15 protein-coding genes are annotated in these 15,713 nt (G+C 69.5%); 8 read left to right on the top strand and 7 right to left on the bottom strand.

Annotation, left to right across the window (positions count from 1 at the left end; genetic code table 11):
• Positions 1-232 precede the first annotated feature (232 nt).
• The 6 genes from ACWCRB_RS12110 to ACWCRB_RS12085 all read left to right on the top strand — a co-directional run bounded on the left by ACWCRB_RS12110 (position 233) and on the right by ACWCRB_RS12085 (position 7,561).
• Positions 233-1,240, top strand: a complete 1,008-nt coding sequence (locus tag ACWCRB_RS12110; protein ID WP_450995951.1) for an ABC transporter permease — start codon at positions 233-235, stop codon at positions 1,238-1,240.
• A 68-nt stretch (positions 1,241-1,308) separates the two neighbouring features.
• Positions 1,309-3,105 carry an ABC transporter substrate-binding protein gene (locus ACWCRB_RS12105; RefSeq protein ID WP_450995950.1) on the top strand — a complete coding sequence of 599 codons (1,797 nt, stop codon included), beginning with the start codon at positions 1,309-1,311 and terminating at the stop codon, positions 3,103-3,105.
• Between the two features lie 110 nt (positions 3,106-3,215).
• Positions 3,216-4,214 (top strand): ABC transporter permease, encoded by a 999-nt coding sequence (locus ACWCRB_RS12100; protein WP_450995949.1) that lies wholly within the window; start codon positions 3,216-3,218, stop codon positions 4,212-4,214.
• Positions 4,211-5,308 carry an ABC transporter ATP-binding protein gene (locus ACWCRB_RS12095; protein WP_450995948.1) on the top strand — a complete coding sequence of 366 codons (1,098 nt, stop codon included), beginning with the start codon at positions 4,211-4,213 and terminating at the stop codon, positions 5,306-5,308. The genes ACWCRB_RS12100 and ACWCRB_RS12095 overlap by 4 nt, the downstream gene beginning before the upstream one ends.
• A complete protein-coding gene (locus ACWCRB_RS12090; RefSeq protein ID WP_450995947.1) occupies positions 5,305-6,561 on the top strand; it encodes an ABC transporter ATP-binding protein in 1,257 nt (418 codons plus the stop codon). Before ACWCRB_RS12095 ends, ACWCRB_RS12090 begins: the two co-directional genes overlap by 4 nt.
• Positions 6,562-6,901: 340 nt before the next feature.
• Complete coding sequence (locus tag ACWCRB_RS12085; protein ID WP_450995946.1) at positions 6,902-7,561, top strand: trimeric intracellular cation channel family protein; 660 nt, start codon at positions 6,902-6,904, stop codon at positions 7,559-7,561.
• On the opposite strand, the gene ACWCRB_RS12080 is transcribed toward ACWCRB_RS12085, so the two are convergent.
• Entirely contained in the window at positions 7,467-8,741 is a 1,275-nt protein-coding gene (locus ACWCRB_RS12080; RefSeq protein WP_450995945.1) for an alpha/beta hydrolase, read from the bottom strand. The genes ACWCRB_RS12085 and ACWCRB_RS12080 overlap by 95 nt on opposite strands.
• Before the next feature lie 147 nt (positions 8,742-8,888).
• Between ACWCRB_RS12080 and ACWCRB_RS12075 the strand changes: the two genes are divergently transcribed.
• A complete protein-coding gene (locus ACWCRB_RS12075) occupies positions 8,889-9,749 on the top strand; it encodes a thioesterase family protein (RefSeq protein WP_450995944.1) in 861 nt (286 codons plus the stop codon).
• A gap of 216 nt (positions 9,750-9,965) precedes the next feature.
• Here the strand turns inward: ACWCRB_RS12075 and ACWCRB_RS12070 are convergent, their stop codons facing one another.
• From ACWCRB_RS12070 to ACWCRB_RS12050, 5 genes are read right to left on the bottom strand one after another with little or no spacing between them, the layout of a single operon-like run.
• The gene (locus ACWCRB_RS12070; protein ID WP_450995943.1) at positions 9,966-10,544 is read right to left on the bottom strand and encodes a hypothetical protein; all 579 of its coding nucleotides are present in this window, start codon (positions 10,542-10,544) and stop codon (positions 9,966-9,968) included.
• Positions 10,545-10,570: 26 nt separating this feature from the next.
• Positions 10,571-11,962, bottom strand: a complete 1,392-nt coding sequence (locus ACWCRB_RS12065; RefSeq protein WP_450995942.1) for a hypothetical protein — start codon at positions 11,960-11,962, stop codon at positions 10,571-10,573.
• On the bottom strand, positions 11,959-12,777 hold the full coding sequence (locus ACWCRB_RS12060) for an ABC transporter ATP-binding protein (protein ID WP_450995941.1): 819 nt from the start codon (positions 12,775-12,777) through the stop codon (positions 11,959-11,961). Before ACWCRB_RS12060 ends, ACWCRB_RS12065 begins: the two co-directional genes overlap by 4 nt.
• 47 nt (positions 12,778-12,824) lie before the next feature.
• Entirely contained in the window at positions 12,825-13,658 is an 834-nt protein-coding gene (locus tag ACWCRB_RS12055; RefSeq protein WP_450995940.1) for a zf-HC2 domain-containing protein, read from the bottom strand.
• Positions 13,655-14,209: an RNA polymerase sigma factor gene (locus tag ACWCRB_RS12050; RefSeq protein ID WP_450995939.1), complete on the bottom strand. Its 555-nt coding sequence runs from the start codon at positions 14,207-14,209 to the stop codon at positions 13,655-13,657. The genes ACWCRB_RS12055 and ACWCRB_RS12050 overlap by 4 nt, the downstream gene beginning before the upstream one ends.
• Positions 14,210-14,482: 273 nt before the next feature.
• On the opposite strand from ACWCRB_RS12050, the gene ACWCRB_RS12045 reads away from it, so the two are divergent.
• Positions 14,483-14,842, top strand: coding sequence for a hypothetical protein (locus tag ACWCRB_RS12045; RefSeq protein WP_450995938.1), 360 nt, complete (start codon positions 14,483-14,485; stop codon positions 14,840-14,842).
• A 154-nt stretch (positions 14,843-14,996) separates the two neighbouring features.
• On the opposite strand, the gene ACWCRB_RS12040 is transcribed toward ACWCRB_RS12045, so the two are convergent.
• Positions 14,997-15,623, bottom strand: a complete 627-nt coding sequence (locus ACWCRB_RS12040; protein WP_450995937.1) for a TetR family transcriptional regulator — start codon at positions 15,621-15,623, stop codon at positions 14,997-14,999.
• Positions 15,624-15,713 lie beyond the last annotated feature (90 nt).

Here is a 15,713-nt window from a genome sequence, read left to right as displayed (position 1 = left end):
ATGTCCACATCCGTACCTGTCCGGCCGCCGCTACCCGCCGTTCGGATAACGGAATCCCCAGGACAGCATCACGGTTACGCATCCATTCATCGCCAGGTCTGGTGACAGATCGCTGAACCGTTGAAGACTCCCGCAGCAGGGGGTTGTCCTCCCCTGCGTACAACGGACTGGTCACGTCGCTACAGCGGCAAGTGTGAGCCGGCTACCGCCGGTTGAGAGGGGTCCCTGCCAGATGACGGCACCATTGCACGAGCCGACTGCGGAAACGGCCCCGAGCGCGGCCGAGGAAGCGGCGGTGGCCAGCACCGATGCGAAGGCCGTTCAGGGGCGTTCGCTGGGCCGGATCGCCTGGGAGCGGCTCAAGCGGGACAAGCTCGCCCTCGCGGGCGGTGTCGTGGTGCTCCTGCTCGTCGTGGTCGCACTGGCCGCCCCCCTCATCACGGGCATCCTCGGGCAGGACCCGAACGAGTACCACGAGGACCTCATCGATCCGCTGTTCGGTACGCCCACGGGTTCTCTCGGCGGCATCAGCGGCGACCACCTGTTGGGTGTCGAGCCGGTCAACGGCCGCGACATCTTCGCGCGCATCCTCTACGGCGCCCGGATCTCGCTCCTTGTCGGCTTCCTGTCCGCCATGGTCGCAGTGATCCTCGGAACGGTCCTGGGTATCCTCGCCGGCTTCTTCGGCGGCTGGCTCGACTCCCTCATCAGCCGCGTGATGGACGGCCTGCTGGCCTTCCCGCAGCTGCTGTTCATCATTGCTCTGGTCTCGGTCATGCCGAACGAGATGCTGGGCCTGACCGGGTCGAGCGTGCGTGTGTTCGTGATGATCCTGGTCATCGGTTTCTTCGGCTGGCCCTACATCGGACGCGTGGTGCGCGGCCAGACGCTCTCGCTGCGTGAGCGCGAGTACGTCGAGGCTGCCCGGTCGCTGGGTGCCGGGCGGGTGTACATCCTGTTCAAGGAACTGCTGCCCAACCTCGTCGCCCCGATCGTCGTGTACTCGACGATGATGATCCCCACCAACATCCTCACCGAGGCGGCACTGAGCTTCCTGGGCGTGGGCGTCAAGCCGCCCACGGCCTCCTGGGGGCAGATGCTCTCGAGTGCGATCGACTACTACGAGTCGGATCCCATGTACATGGTGGTCCCGGGCGTGGCGATCTTCATCACCGTGCTGGCCTTCAACCTCTTCGGCGACGGCGTCCGGGACGCGCTGGACCCGAAGGCTTCCCGCTGAACCGCTGCACCACAACCGTCCCGTGCTACTCACACGGGGTCTCTCATCAATCCGGAGGATCCGAGATCGTGACTACCCAACGCACCTCAGGACGGCGGAAGCGCGCATTCGCCGCTGTCGCCGCGGTGGCCGCGCTGCTGACCACGGCGGCGTGCGGCGGCGGTGGAGACGACGGCGACAATGGCTCGAGCACCGGTGCCGCCGGCTTCGACGCCGCGAACAACAAGGTCGCCCAGGCTTCGCTGGCCAAGAAGGGCGGCACGCTGAAGTTCGGTGGCGCCCAGGACGCGGACTCCTGGGACACCACGCGCGGTTACTACGGCTTCATGTGGAACTTCGCGCGCTACTACAGCCGTCAGCTGGTCACCGGCAAGGCGGAGCCCGGTGTCGCGGGCGCCGAGCTGACCCCCGACCTCGCCACCGGTCTCGCCAAGGTCACCGACGACGGCAAGACCTACACGTACACCCTGCGTGACGGCGTGACATGGGAGGACGGCAAGCCGATCACGTCCAAGGACGTGAAGTACGGCATCGAGCGGGTATGGGCGCAGGACGTGCTGTCCGGCGGTCCGGTCTACCTGAAGGACGTGCTCGACCCGAAGGGCGAGTACCAGGGCCCGTACAAGGACACCTCCGCGGACAAGCTCGGCCTGAAGGCGATCGACACGCCGGACGACAAGACCATCGTCTTCCACCTGCCGCAGGCCAACTCCGACTTCGAGGAGATGCTTGCCCTGGTCTCGGCCTCCCCGGTCCGCCAGGACAAGGACACCAAGTCCAAGTACGGCCTGAAGCCGTTCTCCTCCGGCCCGTACAAGTTCGAGTCGTACAGCCCGGGCAAGGAACTGACCCTCACCCGCAACGCCTCCTGGAAGCAGGCCTCGGACCCGATCCGCAAGGCCTACCCGGACAAGATCACCGTCACGTTCTTCTCGGACGCCAACCAGCTGGACCAGCGTCTGCTCAACGGTGACCTGGACCTGGACATCAACCAGACCGGCATGTCGCCGCAGGGCCGCACCACCGCCCTGAAGGAGCACAAGGCCAACCTGGACAACCCGGTCTCCGGCTACGTCCGTTACGCGGTCTTCCCGCAGAGCGTCGCGCCGTTCGAGAACATCGAGTGCCGCAAGGCCGTGATCTACGGTGCCGACCACGTGTCGCTGCAGACCGCGCGCGGTGGCCCGGTCGCCGGTGGTGACATCGGCACCAACATGCTGCCGCCGTCCGTCCCGGGCGCCGAGGGCCAGAAGTACGACCCGTACGAGATCGCGGGTGCCAACAAGAGCGGCAACGAGGCCAAGGCCAAGGAGGCCCTCAAGGCCTGCGGCAAGCCGAACGGCTTCAGCACCACCATCGCCGTCCGCAACAACAAGCCGGTCGAGGTGGCCACCGCCCAGTCGCTCCAGGCGTCGCTGAAGAAGATCGGCATCACCGCCGAGATCGACCAGTACGACGGCTCGCAGACGACCGGCATCATCGGCAGCCCCGAGAACGTGAAGAAGAAGGGCTACGGCATCATCATCATGGGCTGGGGCCCGGACTTCCCGTCCGTCCAGGGCTTCGGTCTGCCGCTGTGGAACAGCAAGTACATCCTGGACAGCGGTAACTCCAACTACGCGCTGATCAAGGACAAGACCATCGACGGTCTGTTCGACCAGTACGTCACGACGCTGGACGACGCGGGCAAGACCAAGCTGTCGACGGAGATCAACCACAAGGTCATGGAGGGCGCGTACTACCTGCCCTTCGTCTTCGAGAAGTTCATCAACTGGCGCTCGGACAACCTGGCGAACGTGTACACCAGCAACGGCTACAGCGGTATGTACGACTTCGTCAACCTCGGCCTGAAGTCCCCGAAGTAGCCCCGGCGCACCCGCCGTACTGCACGAAAGGCAGGTGAAGGCCGGCGCGGCGTGACTGCGGGCCACCGGACGACCTCTGGTGGCCCGCAGTGCGCAGCGGGCCAAGAGCTGTGCTCGCTTACCTCATCAGGCGGCTGTTCGCCGCCGCAGTGATGCTCGTGGTCATCGTCATGGTGGTCTTCGGCATCTTCTTCCTCGTCCCCAAGTGGGCGGGTGTCGACATCGCCACGAGCTTCGTGGGCAAGCAGGCCGACCCGGCCGCCGTCGAGGGCGTCCGGCAGAAGCTGGGCCTGGGCGACCCGATCTACGCGCAGGTCTGGGAGTTCTTCAAGGGGATCTTCGCCGGCCGCACCTACTCGGGCGGCGGCGACACCATCCACTGCGCCGCACCCTGCTTCGGCTACTCCTTCCGCAGCGAGCAGGCCGTCTGGCCGGTGCTGACCGACCGCTTCCCGGTGACCCTGAGTCTCGCGCTCGGTGCGGCCGTGCTGTGGCTGATCTTCGGTGTGGCGGCCGGTGTCCTCTCCGCGCTCAAGCGGGGCACCCTGTGGGACCGCGGGGCCATGGTGGTCGCCCTCGCGGGTGTCTCCCTGCCCATCTACTTCACCGGCATGCTCAGCCTGGCGGTCTTCGCCTTCGGGCTGAAGTGGATCGACGCGCAGTACGTGCCCCTGGACGAGAGTTTCTCCGGCTGGTTCGGCGCGATGATCCTGCCGTGGATCACCCTGGCGTTCCTGTACGCGGCGATGTACGCCCGGATCACCCGCGCCACGATGCTGGAGATCCTCGGCGAGGACTACATCCGCACCGCCCGTGCCAAGGGCCTCAAGGAGCAGACGGTCATCGGCAAGCACGCCATGCGCTCGACGATGACGCCGATCCTGACCATGCTCGGCATGGACCTCGGCGCCCTCATCGGCGGCGCGATCCTGACCGAGTCCACGTTCAACTTGCCCGGCCTGGGCCGGGCGGTGCTCGACGCCATCAGGAACCAGGACCTGCCCATCATCGTGGGCGTCACCCTGATCACCTCCCTCGCCGTGCTCTTCGCCAACCTCGTGGTGGATGTCCTGTACGCCGTGATCGACCCCCGAGTGAGGCTGTCATGACCGAACTCAGCAAGAGCGGAGCGGCCGTGGGCGAGCCCACCACCGCCCTGTCGGCACCGACCGCCTTCCTCGAAGTGCGCGATCTGAAGGTGCACTTCCCGACCGACGACGGCCTGGTCAAGTCCGTCGACGGGCTCAGCTTCCAGCTGGAGAAGGGCAAGACCCTGGGCATCGTGGGAGAGTCCGGCTCCGGCAAGTCGGTGACCTCGCTCGGCATCATGGGCCTGCACAGTGCCGGCCAGTACGGCAAGCGCAAGGCGCAGGTGTCCGGTGAGATCTGGCTGGACGGCACGGAGCTGCTGTCCGCCGACCCGGACTACGTCCGCAAGCTGCGCGGCCGTGAGATGTCGATGATCTTCCAGGACCCGTTGTCGGCGCTGCACCCGTACTACACGATCGGCCAGCAGATCGTGGAGGCGTACCGCATCCACCACAAGGTGGACAAGAAGACGGCCAAGCGCCGGGCCGTGGAGATGCTCGACCGGGTCGGCATCCCGCAGCCGGACAAGCGGGTCGACAGCTACCCGCACGAGTTCTCGGGCGGTATGCGGCAGCGCGCGATGATCGCGATGTCGCTGGTCAACAACCCCGAACTGCTCATCGCGGACGAGCCGACGACCGCCCTGGACGTGACCGTCCAGGCACAGATCCTCGACCTCATCCGCGACCTGCAGACGGAGTTCGGCTCGGCGGTCATCATCATCACCCACGACCTGGGCGTCGTCGCCGAGCTGGCCGACGACCTCCTGGTGATGTACGGGGGCCGCTGCGTGGAGCGGGGACCGGCCGAGCAGGTGTTCTACGAGCCACGGCACCCCTACACCTGGGGCCTGCTCGGCTCGATGCCGCGCCTCGACCGCGACCAGCAGGAACGCCTCATCCCGGTCAAGGGCTCCCCGCCCTCCCTCATCAACATTCCGTCCGGCTGCGCCTTCAACCCGCGTTGCCCGTACGCGGACATCCCCAAGGACAACGTCACCCGCACGGTCCGCCCCGAGCTGGCCGAGGTCGGCAGTCGGCACTGGGCCGCCTGCCACATGACGCAGGAGCAGCGGGAGCGTATCTGGACCGAAGAGATTGCGCCGAAGCTGTGAGCGAGAAACCCGAGGACGCGGCAGTGAAGATTCCCGCGCAGAGTGAAGGCGCCATCCTCGCCAAGGACGCCGCCCCCGGCGAGACCTTGCTCAAGGTGACTGGCCTCAAGAAGCACTTCCCGATCCGGAAGGGCCTGCTCCAGCGGCAGGTCGGCGCGGTGCGCGCGGTCGACGGCATCGACTTCGAGGTCAGGGCCGGCGAGACCCTGGGCGTGGTGGGCGAGTCGGGCTGCGGCAAGTCGACGATGGGCCGGCTGATCACACGGCTGCTCGAACCGACCGCCGGTACGGTCGAGTTCGAGGGCAAGGACATCACGCACCTCGGTGTCGGTGGGATGCGCCCACTGCGGCGTGACGTGCAGATGATCTTCCAGGACCCGTACTCGTCGCTGAACCCGCGGCACACCATCGGCACGATCATCGGCGCTCCTTTCCGGCTCCAGGGCGTCGAGCCCGAGGGCGGCATCAAGAAGGAGGTCCAGCGGCTGCTGTCGGTCGTGGGTCTCAACCCCGAGCACTACAACCGCTACCCGCACGAGTTCTCCGGCGGTCAGCGACAGCGCATCGGCATCGCCCGCGCGCTCGCCCTGAAGCCGAAGCTGGTCGTGGCGGACGAGCCGGTCTCCGCGCTGGACGTGTCGATCCAGGCCCAGGTCGTCAACCTGATGGACGACCTCCAGCAGGAGCTGGGCCTGACGTACGTGATCATCGCGCACGACCTCTCGGTGGTCCGGCATGTCTCGGACCGGATCGCGGTGATGTACCTCGGCAAGATCGTCGAGCTGGCCGACCGTGAGTCCCTGTACAGGGCGCCGATGCACCCGTACACCAAGGCGCTGATGTCGGCTGTGCCGATCCCGGATCCGCGGCGCCGGTCGGCGAAGAGCGAGCGCATCCTGCTCAAGGGTGACGTGCCCTCACCGATCTCACCGCCGAGCGGCTGCCGGTTCCACACCCGGTGCTGGAAGGCTACGCAGATCTGCACGACGGCCGAGCCGCAGCTGGTGGAGCTGAAGCCGGGCCAGCAGGTCGCCTGCCACCACCCGGAGAACTTCGAGGACCAGGCCCCGCAGGACACCGTGCTGCTCACGGTCGCCAAGGAGGCGGCGGAGCTGGTGGCCGACGAGGTGCTGGCGGTGTCGGCGGAGACGTCGGCGGCTGTCGCGGCGGAGGTCGCGGCCGACAACACCGAGGCCACGTCCGAGGAGCCGGAGACGCCGGACGCACCGGAAACCGGCGGCGAGAAAAAATAGAGGAAAGTCTTATCGACGCGTATGCCCCGGCAGCCAGTGAGCTGGCTGCCGGGGCATACGCGTTCAACAAGCAGAAGTCATCGGCGAAGCCATGATGGCCACGGACTCGGTGATGCCACCGCTGACCGAGGCCTTGGCCTACGGCGGCGTACCCGAACCGCTCGGCGCCAACGCCGCCTTCGACATCCTGGCGCGAGGAGAGGCGTGTGCGCGGTCGCCGAGGCCGCCGCCGGCGCGGCGCGATGACCCTCCAGGTGTTCTGAGCCTGTCATCTAAGAGGTCACGCACGCCCTGCCTTGCTTTGTAAGGCACACGCCCGTTTCTTGGTGAGAATATGGGGGTGATCCAGCAGCTCTTCAGCCCTTCCGTCCAGCACACCCTCGACCTCGTCGGCATCTTCGTCTTCGCGATCTCGGGCGCCCTGCTCGCCGTACGCAAGAACTTCGACGTCTTCGGGATCGCCGTACTCGCCGAGGTCACCGCGCTGGGCGGCGGGCTGCTGCGGGATGTCGTCATCGGGGCCGTGCCGCCGGCCGCGTTCACGGATCTCGGGTACTTCCTGACCCCGCTGCTCGCCGCCCTGCTCGTGTTCTTCCTCCACCCGGAGGTGGAGCGCATCCAGGTCGGCGTCAACGTGTTCGACGCGGCGGGGCTCGGGCTGTTCTGCGTCACGGGCACGGTGAAGGCGTACGACTACGGCCTGGGCCTCACCGCCTCCGCCGCCCTCGGTCTGGCGACCGCCGTGGGCGGCGGAGTGCTGCGTGACGTCCTCGCCAACGAGGTTCCCTCGCTGCTGCGTTGGGACCGGGACCTGTACGCGGTCCCGGCGATCGTCGGCTCCGCGCTGACCGTCCTGTGCATCCGCTACGACGCGCTCACCTCGCTCACCAGCGGGCTGGCGGTCGTCACGGCTTTCGTACTGCGGTTGCTCGCGATGCGGTTCCACTGGCGAGCGCCGCGCGCGTGGAACCGGCGGTCGACGGCAAGTGAGGACGAGTAGTCCGTCCTGAAGGCGTGGAGCCGGTCGTGTTCGACGTATTGCCGGTCGTCTTGTGGCCGCCCGCGTCGAACTGCTGGGTGAGCCAGCGGAACACCGTGGTGATCTGGGGCCGCCACAGCGCCATGTTGTGGCCGCCGGCGCTGCGCGGCAGATAGACGACGTCCACGGCGGTCGGTGACTTCGCCACCTTCTGCAGGGCCATGCCGGCCTCGTAGCCGTCGCCGGACTCGCCGGAGACGTAGAGCGAGATCGCGGGCGCGACGCGGTCGTGCTTGAGGATCAGATACGGGTTGTTCGCGGCCCGCAGCTGCGGGGTCTGCGCGGCCAGGGACAGGGGTTCGCCGATCGGGTCGTTGTAGCCGGACAGCGACACCCCGGCCCGGTAGCGGTCGGGGTGTGCGACCGCGAGCTTCGCCGCGCAGTGCGCCCCGGCCGAGTACCCGGCCACCGCCCAGCCGCCCGGCCCGCCCTCGGCACGGAAGTTGTCCGTGACCATCTTCGGTACGTCGACACTGAGCCAGGTGTCCGCGTTGACCCGGCCCGGAATGTTGGCGCAGCCGGTGTCCGCGTCGGCGATGAGAGTCGTACGCGGAGACACCAGGATGAAGGGCGTGACCTGGCCGCTCTTCATCAGCGGCAGCAGCTGCTGGGGCGCGTGCAGCGAGCCGAACCAGGACTTCGCCGAGCCCGGGTAGCCCGGCAGCAGCTCCACGACCGGGAACCTGCGGTGCCGGTAGGCGGCCTCGTGGTACTGCGGGGGCAGCCAGACGTAGACCTCGGCGTCGACGCCCGAGACCTGGCCCTTGAGGTCGGTGACCTGGACGCCGCCGGCCGCGTGCATGCCGGGCCCGTTGGCCTCGCGGAACGTCTGCTTCACCTTCGGCAGTTCGCGCAGGGAGATACCGCCGGTGCCGTCGGCGCCGAGATCGGCGGCGGCCTGGACATGGTCGCCCGTGCCGAGGAGGTCGCCCCAGTTGTCGTACAGGTTGTTGGAGTTGTTCACCAGCAGGAAGACCAGGGTGACCGCCGTGGCCTGGGCGAACAGCACCATCAGCAGCCGGGCGGCGCCGCGCACCAGCGCGGGCCCGCGCACCCGGGACCAGAGGGCGAGGGGCAGCAGTACGGCGACGGCGGCGAGGGCGATCGTCGTGATGAGGAACGGCGTACCGGTGAGGCTCATGTCTGGGAGGAGGGTGATCGGGCCGGTCGGGTCACGGCTGGGCAGAAACCCTTACCCAAGACATTCCGGACACTTACCAAGTACGAGAGGCGGGGAGTTTGATGACAAAAGCTACCGCTTAGTATTTCTCTGTTGTACGGTTCACGCATGCCAGAAGCAGCTTCCGCCCAGGCCGCGTGGGCCACCATCGGCGACAGCGAGTTCGACCGCGACACCGCCGTCACCCGCCGCGAGACCGGCGTCTACGACATCGACCTCAACGTCGGCTGGACCATCCAGAACGCCCTCAACGGCGGCTATCTGCTGGCCGTACTGGGCCGCGCCCTCGCGGACGCCCTTCCGCACAGTGACCCCTTCAGCATCTCGGCGCACTATCTGACCGCGTCCCGCCCCGGTCCGGCCGTCGTCCGCACGGACGTGATCCGCACCGGCCGCAGGCTGTCGACCGGCCAGGCCTCGCTCTTCCAGCAGGACGAGGAGGGCCAGGAGGTCGAGCGGATCCGCGTCCTCGCCTCCTACGGCGACCTGGACGCCCTTCCCGACGACGTCCGGACGACCGCCGAGCCGCCCGCGATACCGCCCATGGACCAGTGCTTCGGGCCGCAGGACGCCCCCGACCGGGTTGCCGGCCGCTCCGCCATCGCCGACCGGCTGTTCCTCAAGCTCGACCCGTCCACCCTCGGCTGGGCGGTCGGCGCGCCCTCCGGCAAGGGCGAGATGCGGTCCTGGTTCGGACTCGCCGACGGCCGCGACGCCGACCCGCTCTCACTGCTCCTCGCCGTCGACGCGCTGCCGCCGACCGCCTTCGAGATCGGCCTCTCCGGCTGGGTCCCGACGGTCGAACTGACCGTGCACGTACGCTGCCGCCCCGCCCCGGGCCCCCTACGGGTCGCGATAACGACCCGCAACCTGGCCGGCGGCTTCCTGGAGGAGGACGCGGAGGTCTGGGACAGCACGGACCGACTGGTCGCCCAGTCACGACAGTTGGCTAGCGTGCGGCTCGGCTGAGGCGCGTATGGCCCGGGTGAGGTGTTTGGCTCGGGCCAGGTGTACGGCTCGGGTGAGGCGTGTGGGTAACCGGCGCCTGCTTGTCGGCGCCGGTCGGGCGGCCCGGGCCAGTGGTCCCGGCCCGGTGGTGTTGGCCGGTTGTCGTCTCGGGTCCGCAACCGCTTAGGTGGATGGCTGGCGGCCGCTTGTCGGCGCCGGTGCTGTGGCCCGGTTCGGTCAGCGTCTCGGGCCCGTGACCGCGTAGGCCGTGGTGCCCGCGACCGTGAGGGTCAGGGCCGTCCAGGTGGCCGTCGCCGTGTCGGGGGGCAGCAGCATCCAGGTCGCCACCTGTAGTGGCGTGCTCGTCGGGGGCGGGGCGACGAACGCGAACGACAGCCAGGCGAACGGTAGCGTCCAGGCGTACTGGGCGCCCGAGAGTGCCGCGCCCAGGGCGGCCAGGCCCATCAGGCCCGCGCTGTCCCGGACGACGAACGCGGTCGTGGCCGTCTCCCCGCCGCCCAACGCCTGTACGGCCAGGAGCGTCGCGGCGACGACCGTGCCGGCGAGCAGTACGTGCGCCGCTCTGCGCGGTACCCAGCGGATCGCGGCCGTACGGTCCAGTGCGAGGTCCTGGCCGCCGAGTCCGATCGAGGCCGCCATCGCCCCCGTGGCGAGGACGAGCACGACCGGCCGGGGATCACCTGGCCCCTCGCCCCCGTCCCCCGCGAGCGCCCACACCGCCACCGCGCTGATCAGCACGGCGGTCAGCGACGCGGGTACCTGACGTGAACGCGCGTACAGCGTCAGCCATCTCACGGGCAGCCGTCCTGTCGTCACCCCTCTCATCGGGACGCCCCGCCGGACAGCACCTCGAACGCGTCGGCCTCGCAGGAGAGTGCGGCGGCGCGCATCGCGTTGATGCGCGAGACCTGTTCGGGCCGTGGCATCGCCATGAGCTTCTTCCACACCGGGCGGCTCTCGACGAGCGGGTCGCCCGAGAAGGAGTAGGTGCCGTCGATCCGCTTGAGGTCCCCGAGGACCCAGCCCGCCGCGACGGTCTGCGCGATGTCGTCTCCCCCTACGCTGCTCCAGCCGACGGGGGAGCACCCCGGCACCATGCCCTTGGCGACCAGGGCCCGGGTCAGCTCCTCGCCCTTCGGGGCGGTGACGATGTCGTCGTCGAAGTCGAGCAGGACGGTCGTACGGGACCACTTCGGCGTGGAGCCGTGCGGCAGTACGGCGGTGTTCTCCCGTACCGAGACCGGCGCCTCGGCGCCCAGGGCGGTGCGCAGCAGACGCAGTGCCTCCTTGCCGGGGCCCGCCAGGCCGGCGAGCCGGTCCTGGTGCGCCTTCGTCACGCACACCGGGCCGTCGCACACCGACTCGGCGGCCGCCTTGTCGACCACGTACATCCGGCGCGGGTCGGAGGGCAGGACGAGCAGGGCGATCGCCGCGCTCGCCAGGACGGGCGTCAGGGCGGTCAGCCGGGCGCGCGGGGTGACGGCGACCAGCAGCGCGAAGCCGGTCGCGGCCATGCCGAGCAGCCAGACGGTCTGCCCGATGTGTACGGAGGCGGAGAGCGTGATGATCACGCTGCGTACCTCTTCCACCTCCGGTGACAGCAGCGAGATCCGGTTCGGCTCAGTGATCGTGAACCCGTCCGCCGTGGGCGTGTCCGTCCGGCCCAGCGACATGTGCATGAGGGCCGTGAACACGAAGGCGGTCATGGCCAGCGCGGGCGGCGTGAGCGCGGACGGCACGGCCCGCCCGGCGCCCATACCGAGCACTGCACCGGCGACGAGGAAGCCTGCCCCGACCAGCGAGATCGGCAGCCAGCCGAGGTGCGTGTACTCGGTGTGGGCGAGCACCTGGACCCCGCCCACGAGGACGAGGAGCGCGAAGGCCGAGGCCAGTGTGAGCGCCGTCGTGCCCGCCAGCAGGGCCGCGCGGTGCCGGGCGGGCCGCGGGGTGCTCGTCAGCAGCTCGGACATCTTCGAGCGGTGGTCGCGCAGACCCTGCAGCGCGCCGAGCCCGACGGCGACCGGCCACAGGTAGAACAGCAGGGAGCGGGTCCACATGGCCAGCGACGTCCACTGGGCCGTCCACGCCGTGGTGCCCCACCACCAGGCGCCGTTCAGCAGATACAGGAACGCCAGCGCGGTCGTCAGCACCACGAGACCGGCCCAGGGGGCGACGGAACGCCTCAACTCGATACGCAGCACACGCGTGTTCACCAAGTGCCCCTTCCCTGCTCGGGGTTGAGGAGCAGCGCCGAATAGCCGCGCTCCAGGGGGCTGTCGCCCGGGTGCTCCGGGCCGCCCATCGAGGCCAGCTCGTCCGGCGGGCCCTGGAAGACCAGCCGCCCCTCGGCGAAGACCACCACGTCGGTGCAGGCGGCGGCGACGTCCTCGACCAGGTGGGTGGACACGAGCACGCAGGTGTCCGTGCCCAACTCCTGGAGCAGCTCCCGGAATCGGAGCCGCTGCGCCGGGTCCAGGCCGACCGTCGGCTCGTCGAGCAGCAGGATCGTCGGGTCGTTGACGATGGCCTGGGCGATACCGACCCGCCGGACCATGCCGCCCGACAGCGCCTTCATCCGCTCGTCGGCACGGTCCGCGAGGCCCACGCGCTCCACGGCACGCTGCACCGCCCCGGGGATCTCCGCCTTCGGCACCTCCTTCAGCCACGCCATGTACTCGACGAACTCGCGCACGGTGAAGCGCTTGTAGTAGCCGAACTCCTGCGGCAGATAGCCGATCCGACGGCGCAGCGCACGGTGCTCACCCATGCCGGCCACACCGCCCACGGACTCGCCGAGCAGCTCCAGGGTGCCCTCCGTGGGGCGCAGCACGGTCGCCAGCGTCCGGATTAGGGTGGTCTTGCCCGCCCCGTTGGGACCGAGGAGACCGTGGACACCGGTGCCCAGCGACAGATCGAGGCCGTCGACGGCCATCCGCTTCCTGCCGACCCTGACCTTCAGCCCGGTCGCCAGGATCTCCCAGGCGTAGGCGGTCGGCGCGATGTCGGCCGCGCTCACGGCGGAGGGCATGGGCGGTCCTGCCTTTCTGTTGTTCGTTGTTTTGGTCATCGGTCTGGTCATCGATGGGCTCCCAGCACGGAGTACGCGCCTCTGCGGGCGATCACGACACCGATGCCGAGTACGAGGAGCAGCCCCCACACGGGCAGACCGTCCGCCCGCAGAGCGAGAGCCGTACGGCCGGCGGCCAGGGTCGGTGCCACGACCACGGCGGCCCATACGGCGGCCAGCGCGACGGCGGCCCGGGTCACCCCGACGACACCGCCGAGCGCCAGGGTCGTCGCCGTGAACGCCAGACAGGGCAGCAGCCACTGGGCCACCATCACCCCCGTCACCCACCCGCCCACCAGCAGCGCGGGCACGACCACGCCGAGCACCGACGCGGTGCGCCGCAGCACCAGTTGGAGCCCCGCCCTGGGCACCGAGGCGGTCAGTTCGTACGCCGGGTCGAGACCGCGCGACCAGGACGCCGCGACGCCGAGCACGGGCAGGACGGGCGCGAGCAGCAGCACCAGCGAGACATCACCGGAACCCGAGCCGCTGTCGCCGAGGTCGAGCAGCAGGGCCAGCAGTGTCACGGCCACGACCATGGCCAGCCACGGCACCATCGTGGGCGTCATCCACCGCGACAGCCGCCCCGACCAGCGCCGCCCGCGCGGCATCGGGGCGGTGGCCGCCAACTGCGGTTCGAGGCCGGACCACACGCTGCCGACCAGCGACGCCACGGCGGGCACCCCGGCACCGACAGCGGCGGAGAGCCGGTCACGGCACTCCCGGCACGTCTCCAAGTGGGCCTCCACGGCCCACACTTCGTCGGCGGCGAGGTCGGTGCCGCCGTGTGCGTACCCCTCGATGATCCGCGCCGACGCGTGTTCCACACTGTCCCCACTCATGCCAGCGCCCTCCGCATCGCGATCCGGGCCCGGCGGGCACGGGTCTTGACCGTGCCCTCGGGCAGCCCGAGCAGGACCGCGGTCTCCCTGACGGACAGCCCGTCCAGCACCATGGCCTGCAGTACCTGTCTCAACTCCGGCGCGAGGCACCGCAGTGCGTCCCCGACATCACCGCCGACGGTCTCCGCGAGCGCCAACTCCTCGGCGGCGGGCGCCACTTCGGGCCCGGCGGCGGCAGGCGGCGGCTCCGCGTGGTGGGCCCGGCGCCGGAACGCGTCGACCAGCCGGCGCGCCGCGATCGTCCACAGCCAGCCGACGGCCGTCCCACCGACCGCGGCCCCCGCGAACGCACCCGCCGCGCGCCACACCGCCAGGTAGGTCTCCTGCATGACCTCGGCGACGATCTGCTCGTCCGCACACCGGCGGCGCAACCGCACCGCCAGCCACGGCGACGTACGCCGGTACAACTCCTCGAAAGCGCGCCGGTCGCCCTTGGCCACCAGCCGCACGAGACGCTCCTCGTCCACCCGATGCAGCGCTGCTGCCCTCACTGATCTCACACCGGCTAGACGCCCGAGCGGGCCCACGGGTTTTCCCCTGGACGTGACCCCCGCCACACAGGGGCGGCGATCTCATGCTTCTGTCACGGCCCTGTACCAGCGGGTAGTTTGACCGTTGAGGAGAAAGACCAGGTCAGAGCCGTTCCTATAGGGGCGCTTTGCCTGACGCACAGGCAGGGAACAGGGCGGGCCCAAGGAAGCGCTAGGTGCCGTTGATTCGATGCCCGCCTCGAAACTCCCTCATCTTTCCTGGAGTTGTTTCTCATGAAGCGTGTGCGTCTCGTCCCCGCCGTTGCCCTGCTGGCGCTGTCCCCGTTGGTCCTCACCGCCTGCGGTTCGGGTGACTCGTCGACCTCGACCAGCGGCAACTCCGGCACGTCCAGCCAGAGTTGCCAGGTCCCGTCCGGTGCCCCCTCGGGCGCCCCCAGCGGCGCCCCGTCAGGCGCCCCGACCGACGGTGCGTCAGGAGCCCCATCAGGTGCGCCGACCGGCGCGGCCCCGTCCGGCGCCCCCTCGGGCATGCCGTCGGGCGGCCCCGGCGGTGGTGGCGGTCAGGGAGGCGGTGGTGGCTGCGGCGGTGGCCCGGGCGGCGGCCAGGGCCAGCAGGCCCAGCAGCAGGGCTGACACGCCGTAGGGGATACGGGTACGACATGAGGCGGCGCGCTCGAATCGACGGGCGCGCCGCGTCCTGCTTTTAGGGGCGCGGGGCTGTGTCCATATGCGGCTCCGCCGCGTGGGCGCGACAAGCCCCCACCGGCCCGCAGCTCACTACGACACTTCATCCCAGCCAGTGCCGACGCCCGATGGCGATCAACCGCATCCGCCGCGTGGCCACCTGGGCCACCTGGTCGCGCTGCGCCTCCGGGGCGTCCAGGGTCTCCAGGAACTGCGACGCCGTCATCAGCATCTGGTCGACGTACAGGCCCGCCAGCATCAGCAGGTCCTCCTCCGTCCAGCCCGCCGACTCGGGCTGTTCCGCGAGCGCGTCCCGAACTTCCTCGGCGAAGCGGGCCAGTTGGTCGCGGATGGCCTCGCGGACCGGCTGGACCCCGCCGTGCCGCTCGCGCGCGATGAAGCGGACGTGGGCGGGCTGCGTCTGGACGTGACGGGCGATCAGGTCGACCGCGCGGACTATGCGGTCCTCGCTGTCGCCCGACCCGGACACCGTCGTGGCGATCATCGGGTGCAGGCTGCCGAGCGCCTCTTCGACGAGGGCGACGCCCAGGTCGGCCGTGGAGCGGAAGTGGCGGTAGAAGGCGGTCGGGGCGACTCCGACGGCGCGCGTGACCTCGCGCAGACCGAGGCTGCTCAGGCTCTGGTCCTCCAGCAGGGCGAGCGCCGCGTCCAGGAGTGCCTGCCGGGTCTTCTGCTTCTGGGCCTGTCGGATGCCGAGAGTGTGACTCATGCCATGCAGTTAACAACTGTTCTCTGTAATTGAAAAGCCGGGCGGCGCGCTAGACTCAGGAGTCAGTGAACAAGTGTTACTACAAGCGTT

This window comes from Streptomyces sp. NPDC002156, assembly GCF_053593675.1.
Note: the sequence above shows the minus strand (reverse complement) of the source record. Positions and strands in the feature narration are given on the sequence as shown.

Excerpts from the sequence above, each read along its gene's own strand:
- ACWCRB_RS12060 (WP_450995941.1), bottom strand. The coding sequence starts at position 12,777 with ATGCCCTCCGCCGTGAGCGCGGCCGACATCGCGCCGACCGCCTACGCC.
- ACWCRB_RS12045 (WP_450995938.1), top strand. The coding sequence starts at position 14,483 with ATGAAGCGTGTGCGTCTCGTCCCCGCCGTTGCCCTGCTGGCGCTGTCC.
- ACWCRB_RS12110 (WP_450995951.1), top strand. The coding sequence starts at position 233 with ATGACGGCACCATTGCACGAGCCGACTGCGGAAACGGCCCCGAGCGCG.
- ACWCRB_RS12080 (WP_450995945.1), bottom strand. The coding sequence starts at position 8,741 with ATGAGCCTCACCGGTACGCCGTTCCTCATCACGACGATCGCCCTCGCC.
- ACWCRB_RS12075 (WP_450995944.1), top strand. The coding sequence starts at position 8,889 with ATGCCAGAAGCAGCTTCCGCCCAGGCCGCGTGGGCCACCATCGGCGAC.
- ACWCRB_RS12040 (WP_450995937.1), bottom strand. The coding sequence starts at position 15,623 with ATGAGTCACACTCTCGGCATCCGACAGGCCCAGAAGCAGAAGACCCGG.
- ACWCRB_RS12095 (WP_450995948.1), top strand. The coding sequence starts at position 4,211 with ATGACCGAACTCAGCAAGAGCGGAGCGGCCGTGGGCGAGCCCACCACC.
- ACWCRB_RS12055 (WP_450995940.1), bottom strand. The coding sequence starts at position 13,658 with ATGAGTGGGGACAGTGTGGAACACGCGTCGGCGCGGATCATCGAGGGG.